The following is a 7127-nucleotide window of genomic DNA, read 5'->3' as shown; positions in this document are numbered from 1 at the left end:
CCCTCACCCCGGCCCTCTCCCACGGGGAGAGGGAGAAAACACTAAAAAAGGCAACTTGCGTTGCCTTTTTGCTTTTACCTTGGGCCCGCACTCACCAGCGCTTCGCCCGCTGGTGTATCGGTATATTTCTCGAAGTTCTCAATAAACAGCTTCGCCAGCGATTCTGCCTTCTCGCGCCACTGTTCCGGCGAACCGTACGTATTGCGCGGGTCGAGGATATGCGTATCCACACCCGGCAGCGACGTTGGAATGGCCAGGTCAAACATCGGCAGCGTGAAGGTTTCGGCATTATCGAGAGAACCATCCAGAATGGCGTCGATAATGGCGCGAGTATCCTTGATAGAGATACGTTTGCCAGTCCCGTTCCAGCCGGTGTTCACCAGGTAGGCCTGCGCGCCAGACGCCTGCATGCGTTTCACCAGCACTTCAGCGTACTGCGTCGGGTGCAGCGACAGGAATGCTGCGCCGAAGCAGGCGGAGAAGGTTGGGGTTGGCTCCGTCACGCCGCGCTCGGTACCCGCCAGTTTGGCCGTAAAGCCAGAAAGGAAGTGGTACTGCGTCTGGCTGGCGGTCAGGCGAGATACCGGAGGCAGCACGCCAAAGGCATCCGCCGTCAGGAAAATCACCTTCGTAGCATGACCCGCTTTTGACACCGGCTTCACGATGTTGTCGATGTGGTAGATCGGGTATGACACGCGCGTGTTTTCGGTTTTCGAGGCGTCGTTAAAGTCGATAGAGCCGTCGGCACGTACGGTGACGTTTTCCAGCAGCGCATCGCGACGGATTGCGTGGAAGATATCCGGCTCAGCCTCTTCTGACAGGCGAATGGTCTTCGCGTAGCAGCCGCCTTCAAAGTTAAACACGCCGTCATCGTCCCAGCCGTGTTCGTCATCGCCAATCAGACGACGTTTCGGGTCGGTGGAGAGGGTGGTTTTCCCTGTGCCGGACAGGCCGAAGAACACCGCCACATCGCCTTTCTCGCCGACGTTCGCCGAGCAGTGCATGGACGCGATGCCGCGCAGTGGCAGCAGGTAGTTCATGACCGAGAACATCCCTTTCTTCATCTCGCCGCCGTACCAGGTACCACCGATCAGCTGGATACGCTCGGTCAGGTTGAAGGCGACAAAGTTTTCGGAGTTCAGGCCCTGCTCTTTCCACTGCGGGTTAGTGCATTTCGCACCGTTCATTACGATGAAGTCAGGCGTGAAGTCCTGCAGCTCTTCGTCGGTTGGACGAATAAACATGTTCTTCACGAAATGCGCCTGCCAGGCTACTTCGGTAATGAAACGTACGGAGAGACGGGTGTCGGCGTTAGCGCCGCAGAAAGCGTCTACGATAAACAGACGCTTGCCAGAAAGTTGATGGGTGACGAGCCCTTTCAGATGCTGCCAGATTTCCGGGGAGAGCGGTTTGTTGTCGTTCTTCCCTTTGCCTTTGTCAGCCCACCACAGCGTATCGCGGGTGGTTTCGTCTCGGACGATATACTTATCTTTCGGCGAACGACCGGTAAAAATACCGGTATCGACGGCGATAGCACCAAGATTCGTCAACACACCGCGCTCGTATCCTTCCAGTGCTGGATTGAGCTCTTCCTGATACAGCGTATCGTAGTCGGGGTTGTAGACGACTTCCTGGACGTCGTGAATACCATAAGCCTTGAGATCTTGCGGGGTTAAACCAGTAACACGCATATCACTGCTCCTTAGCCAATATGTACTGCCTGAAATTGTAGGGTTTTTCTGGGGTTGTTAACCGCGACGGGGCTCATAGATTTACGCATCTGGACAAAACCCTTACTAACGGAAAACGCTGCGACTCCAGTCACAGTGCAGGCGGATTATCGCAGGAATCGCATTTTGGTTGGGGAAAATGTTCCGAAAAGGTTAAAGGCTGGTGATTTTATCGGAGAGAATGTGAATGTAATCGCATACACGTAAGAAAATTACGTAAGAGTTACATACGGAAAACGATTCAGCTTAAGCGAGGTTTTTTGCCCTCACCCTGTTCCCTCTCCCACAGGGAGAGAGAACAGGATGGGGAGAGGGAAGGGTATTAGTGAACCTGCGGATCCGCCGGGGAGGCGTTGTTGCGGATCTCAGCGATATCCATTGAATTGAACACATAGTGCGTACCGCAGTAGTCACAGTGCATATCAATTTCGCCGTCTTCCGCCATGATGCTGTCGATCTCTTCATCTGGCAGGGTTTTCAGCGCACCCGCGCAGCGTTCGCGAGAACAGGTGCATTTGAACTCCACTGCCTGCGGGTCGTAAACGGTCACTTCTTCTTCGTGGTACAGACGCCACAGCACGTCAGTCGCCGACAGGTTAAACAGCTCTTCTGCTTTGACGGTTTCGGTCAGCGTCGCCAGGTGCTCGAAGTCATTGGTCTGTGCGTCCTGGGCTGGCAGAACTTGCAGCAGCATACCGCCCGCAGCAGGCTGACCATCCACTTCACCGGTGCGGATGAACAGACGCGTCGGCAGCTGTTCAGAACGCATGAAGTAATCTTCCAGGCAGGCTGCCAGGGTATCCCCTTCGAGGCCGACCACGCCCTGATAGCGTTCACCTTCCTCAGGGGAGATGGTGATCACCAGGTAGCCATTCCCTACCAGCGTTTTGAGGTCTGCATTTTCAGGCACATCGCCCTGAACGCGTGCGACGCCGCGCATCTGCTGCTGGTTATTGCCGTTGATCACTGCCAGCGTCATTGGGCCGTCACCCTGCAGCTGCACGGTAATATCACCGGCAAATTTCAGCGTCGCGGTCAGCAGGCTGGTGGCAACCAGCAGTTCGCCCAACAGGGTCTTCACCGGCAGCGGGTAATTGTGGTTTTCCAGAATCTGTTTCCAGGTTTCGGATACGGTGACCAGTTCGCCGCGCACGGCGAATTGTTCAAACAGATAGCGGTGTAATTGGTCGTGTTGGGCCATTTTCATCTCTCGTGCGGGTGAGGGTTACTCTGTCTCACCGTGTTTAAATTTCATCAGATCGCGGCGCTCTTTTTTATCCGGCCGCCGGTCCGGGTGGGGCATGGTTAGCGCATTCATTTTGCGCGCCAGCGCGGTCTTCTCGCGTTTCTCAACGCTTTCCGCCGTCTCTTCATAAAGCAGTGCGGCTTCCGATGCGGGCCGACGTTGTTCGGTAATGGCTTTAATCACCACCGTTTTTTCATCGTTGCCCTGGCGTAGCGTTAAGGTGGCGTTCAGCTCAACCAGCTTGCTCGGCTTGCTGCGCTGGCCGTTGTAATGCACTTTACCGCCGTCAACCATCTCGCGGGCAAGGGCGCGCGTTTTATAAAAACGGGCCGCCCACAGCCATTTATCCAGTCTTACCCCGTCAGAGGGTTTTTCTTTCATGGCGTCTCCTTCACGGTCAGTGAGGGGATCATCTGGCGGTAGTCGTTCAGTCCAGGATGTCGCAGATAGCGTTTTTCAGCCAGGCCAGAGTCAGGATTGGTGACGCCCAGACAATAGCGAATGCCAAACGTTGCCGCGGAATCCAGAATGGGCTCGCTGTCGTCAATGAACAGCGTGCGTTCCGGCTGCAAGCCGGTCTCTTCCTTCACCGCATGCCACAACCGCTGATCCTCTTTCGGATAACCAAATGTGTGGGTAGAAAGCAATAAATCAAGGTGCGATGCCAGCCCCGTGTGCTCCAGCTTCACGGCCAGATTATGTGGATGCGCGTTGGTCAGCAAAATACGGCGCTTGCCGCTGGCTTTCAGCGCGTCCAGGAACGGAACCGTATCTTCGCGCAGTACCGCGCGCGGGCCCTGGGCGGTGGACATGGCACAAATATCCAAACCGAGGCGCTCGCTCCAGTAGTCAAGACAGTACCAGTTTAGCGTATGTTGCACTGCGCTATATTGCGAACGAATGAATGCCTGTGCTTCTGCCGGGGAGATACCCTGCTGTTCGCCGTAGGTTTCCGGTACCAGCTTTTGCCAGAAATAGTTATCAAAGGCGAGATCGAGCAGCGTGCCGTCCATATCCAGCAGAACGGTGTCGACCTGCTGCCAGTCGATATCAAGATGCATAAGGGGGAACTCCAGCCAGAAGAAACGTGCGCGACAGGGTAGCACATCTTGTCGCGCAACGAGGTTATCAGATCAGGCTCTCGGAGGAGGGGATCAGCTTGGGATTAAGGCAATTTTCATAATATTGCTGGATCTCAGCAAGTCGGGTGCGCGAGCGTTGATAGCGGCGCAGCGCCATAATACCGTTCCAGACAATGGCGATAAGCATGGCGATCATCAGCAGAGAGGTGCCAATGTATCGCCACAATCCTGCGCTATCCGGCATCCGGTGCAGGCCGATATGACGGGTGCCGTTGGCATCGGTATAAATACTGGTGACAATCCCTTCGGCGCTGAAGGGGGTTTGCATCAGCATCTGCGCCAGACGCTGGAACTGACCCCACTGCTCCTGTGCCGGATAGTCATAAAGCGCCACCTGCGGGTAAGGCTGATCGACCAGGTCGCTGCCCTCATCGCTGACAATCACAAAGCCGCCCGGTGCCGGGCTGTTGAGCGCCTGCGCCGCACGGGTGGTTTCGCGCATCATAAACGGCGATGTCGACGTGGCGACCAGGTTATCCAGCGATTCGGCGCTTACCGGGCGCAGCAGGACGTTGACGCCGTCCAGTCGTCCCGCTTCGGCGCGTTTGACCAGTGAGTCCCAGTCTTTGCTGTTCCCCAGGTTAACCAGCGCGTTTTTGAGGCGTATGCACTCATCCTGCGAGGAACATAAATCCTGGGTTTTGAGAACGATATCGCCAAAGTCATCCAGCAGAACCATGCCTGACTTCTGGATGGCAGAACGGAGCGCAGGGCTGACGCGTGAATCGTCATCCGCTTTCGGATGCAGCTGGCGGTTAACCGTCTGGGTCAGCGCCGTGGCTTTATTCACCACTTCGGATTCCGGTAATGGCAGCGGCGGCGCGTCGTTCCAGATAATTTGCGAGCAGTCGAACGGCATGAAAGGCGAGCTCTGCCGCGTGTTCCATCCGCCCGGGCTGTGGATATTACACATCCCGGTTCCCTTCAGGCGCAGCGTATCGCCCACCCGTACCCCTGCTTCATCCAGCTGGTTGACGCTGGTCGCTTCGATGGTCTGCGCGCCTTTAATCCACGACAGGGTGAATTTGATGGGCATATCCAGCGGCACGAAAAGCAGCAGCATGATAAACACCAGCGCGGCGCCGCCAGCAATGACCGTGCTACGGAGCCAGTGCTGAAGCGGGAAATTTTTTACTTCATCATGCAGAGACAGGAAGCGTCCCTGACGCACAACGTGGCGGTCAAGGTAGATATCAATATCGGTTTTCTGCCCTAAATCCTGCGCGATCCACGGTTGCCAGTGGCGCGGATAGATAAGGTCGATAATACCGAGCGAAATATTGTTGAGATGCTCCTGATCGTTTTCACCGAACAGACCCCAGCGCTTTGGTGTGCCGCGCAGGCAGTGGATCTCCCGCAACGAGGTTTTGGCCGGCGGTGCAAAAAGCCCCCACAGTCCGGCAGCCAGAAGCAGCACAGCGCCCCCCGCCAGCCACGGAACAAAGACGTCCGGCGTCAGCAGGCAGACAAAAAAGAGCAGGAAAGCGGCAACGATCAGAATGGCTTCACGGATGCCGTCCGGACGGCTCAGGGCGTATTCTTCATGCGTTTCCTGACGAATGTTCAGCAGTTCGATCTGCTCGGTCTCTTCGCCACGAATGGAGGCCTGTGTTGAACTCGCGCGTTCCAGCGCAAAACGCGGAGCTTCGTGAAGATATTCACTCAGGGTATGACCGTTAAGCGAGATAACCAGCGGCAGCGAATCGGTATGAATCAGCTCAACGCTGTTTTCGTCGTTAATGTACTGTTCCCAGGAGGGGGGCAGATGTACCTCGACGGAATCAAGATAGTAGCGCCACTTGTTGGGGTCGTCCGTTGTGATACCGTAGCGAGTAATGGAACGCGTCACGCAGAGCACGGTGTCGCTCTGCGCGTTAAGTTTCAGTGCGACAGGCGCAGCTGTGGCTCCCGTCGGCCCAGGCGATAACTGGGTACGGTTCAGCGTTTCGAGATAGTTTTCAACTGCATCGCGCTCATCTTGCGCGAGTTTACGGGTGGTCGCACCCGCGAAGGCATTTAAAAAAGGCAGCCGGTAACGGCGCTGTGCGCGTCGCCAGTACAGCCACCCTGCAATCAATGCGCTGGCCAGCATAGCAGCGAGAACAATCAAAATGGTGCTCATGCTTTCCCCATCTTACTAATCTTCTTACAGGTGTAATCAGTAGCACCTTTACATTGAATGAGAGTCTGTGGCTGGCTATCGGCAAGTATGGAGTCGAACTTGAGCATTCTGAAGCGCATCCCAGTGACCGGTGATGATAGCAAAGCCTCTTATGGCGCGATATCAGCAAATTCCTGGAAACATTTCAACCTCTTGACATTTGTTTTGAATTGAGGATTGATCCCAGCTACGTTGCATAAATGTAAATAAAGAGCGATTGACATTGCCGAAACCGTGCGGCATATCGCACAATAAAGCCAGTTCACACTGTTAAGACCCCATCAAGATGAGCAAACCACTACAAAAACCCACCATTCTGAATGTTGAAACTGTCGCCAAATCGCGCCTGTTTAATGTTGAAAGTGTGGACCTGGAGTTCAGCAACGGTGTGCGTCGTGTTTATGAACGTATGCGCCCCTCTTCGCGCGAAGCGGTGATGATTGTCCCTATCGTCGACGATCATCTGATTTTGATCCGCGAATACGCCGTGGGAACAGAATCTTACGAACTTGGGTTCTCCAAAGGACTGATCGACCCGGGTGAAACGGTCTTTGAAGCGGCAAACCGTGAGCTGAAAGAAGAGGTGGGTTTTGGCGCGAATGAGCTGTCGTTCCTGAAAAAACTGAGCATGGCGCCGTCCTATTTTTCCAGCAAAATGAATATTGTGGTGGCTGAAGATCTCTACCCTGAATCGCTGGAGGGAGATGAGCCGGAACCGCTGCCGCAGGTGCGCTGGCCGCTGGCGCATCTGATGGATCTGCTGGAAGACCCAGACTTTAACGAGGCCCGCAACGTGAGCGCGTTGTTCCTGGTTCGGGAATGGTTGAAGGGGCAGGGGCGGTTGTAGG

The 7127-nt window shown here is 55.3% G+C and carries 6 protein-coding genes; 1 reads left to right on the top strand and 5 read right to left on the bottom strand.

Annotated features, from left to right (window positions below; all coding sequences use genetic code 11):
• Window positions 1–74: 74 nt before the first annotated feature.
• From pckA to L977_RS20395, 5 genes are all read right to left on the bottom strand, one after another.
• Window positions 75–1691, bottom strand: a complete 1617-nt coding sequence (gene pckA, locus L977_RS20415; protein ID WP_047626832.1) for a phosphoenolpyruvate carboxykinase (ATP) — start codon at window positions 1689–1691, stop codon at window positions 75–77.
• A 361-nt stretch (window positions 1692–2052) separates the two neighbouring features.
• On the bottom strand, window positions 2053–2937 hold the full coding sequence (gene hslO / locus L977_RS20410; protein WP_162184515.1) for an Hsp33 family molecular chaperone HslO: 885 nt from the start codon (window positions 2935–2937) through the stop codon (window positions 2053–2055).
• Between the two features lie 18 nt (window positions 2938–2955).
• Window positions 2956–3357: a ribosome-associated heat shock protein Hsp15 gene (gene hslR, locus L977_RS20405; protein ID WP_014885535.1), complete on the bottom strand. Its 402-nt coding sequence runs from the start codon at window positions 3355–3357 to the stop codon at window positions 2956–2958.
• Window positions 3354–4037 (bottom strand): GMP/IMP nucleotidase, encoded by a 684-nt coding sequence (gene yrfG, locus L977_RS20400; RefSeq protein WP_047626830.1) that lies wholly within the window; start codon window positions 4035–4037, stop codon window positions 3354–3356. The genes hslR and yrfG overlap by 4 nt, the downstream gene beginning before the upstream one ends.
• Before the next feature lie 67 nt (window positions 4038–4104).
• Window positions 4105–6240, bottom strand: coding sequence for an intracellular growth attenuator family protein (locus tag L977_RS20395; protein WP_014885533.1), 2136 nt, complete (start codon window positions 6238–6240; stop codon window positions 4105–4107).
• A 325-nt stretch (window positions 6241–6565) separates the two neighbouring features.
• Between L977_RS20395 and nudE the strand changes: the two genes are divergently transcribed.
• Window positions 6566–7126, top strand: a complete 561-nt coding sequence (nudE, locus tag L977_RS20385) for an ADP compounds hydrolase NudE (protein WP_008503041.1) — start codon at window positions 6566–6568, stop codon at window positions 7124–7126.
• Window position 7127 lies beyond the last annotated feature (1 nt).

The organism is Enterobacter sp. ZOR0014 (assembly GCF_000798855.1).
In the GTDB taxonomy this organism is placed as follows: Bacteria; Pseudomonadota; Gammaproteobacteria; order Enterobacterales; family Enterobacteriaceae; genus Enterobacter; species Enterobacter kobei.
Note: the sequence above shows the minus strand (reverse complement) of the source record. Positions and strands in the feature narration are given on the sequence as shown.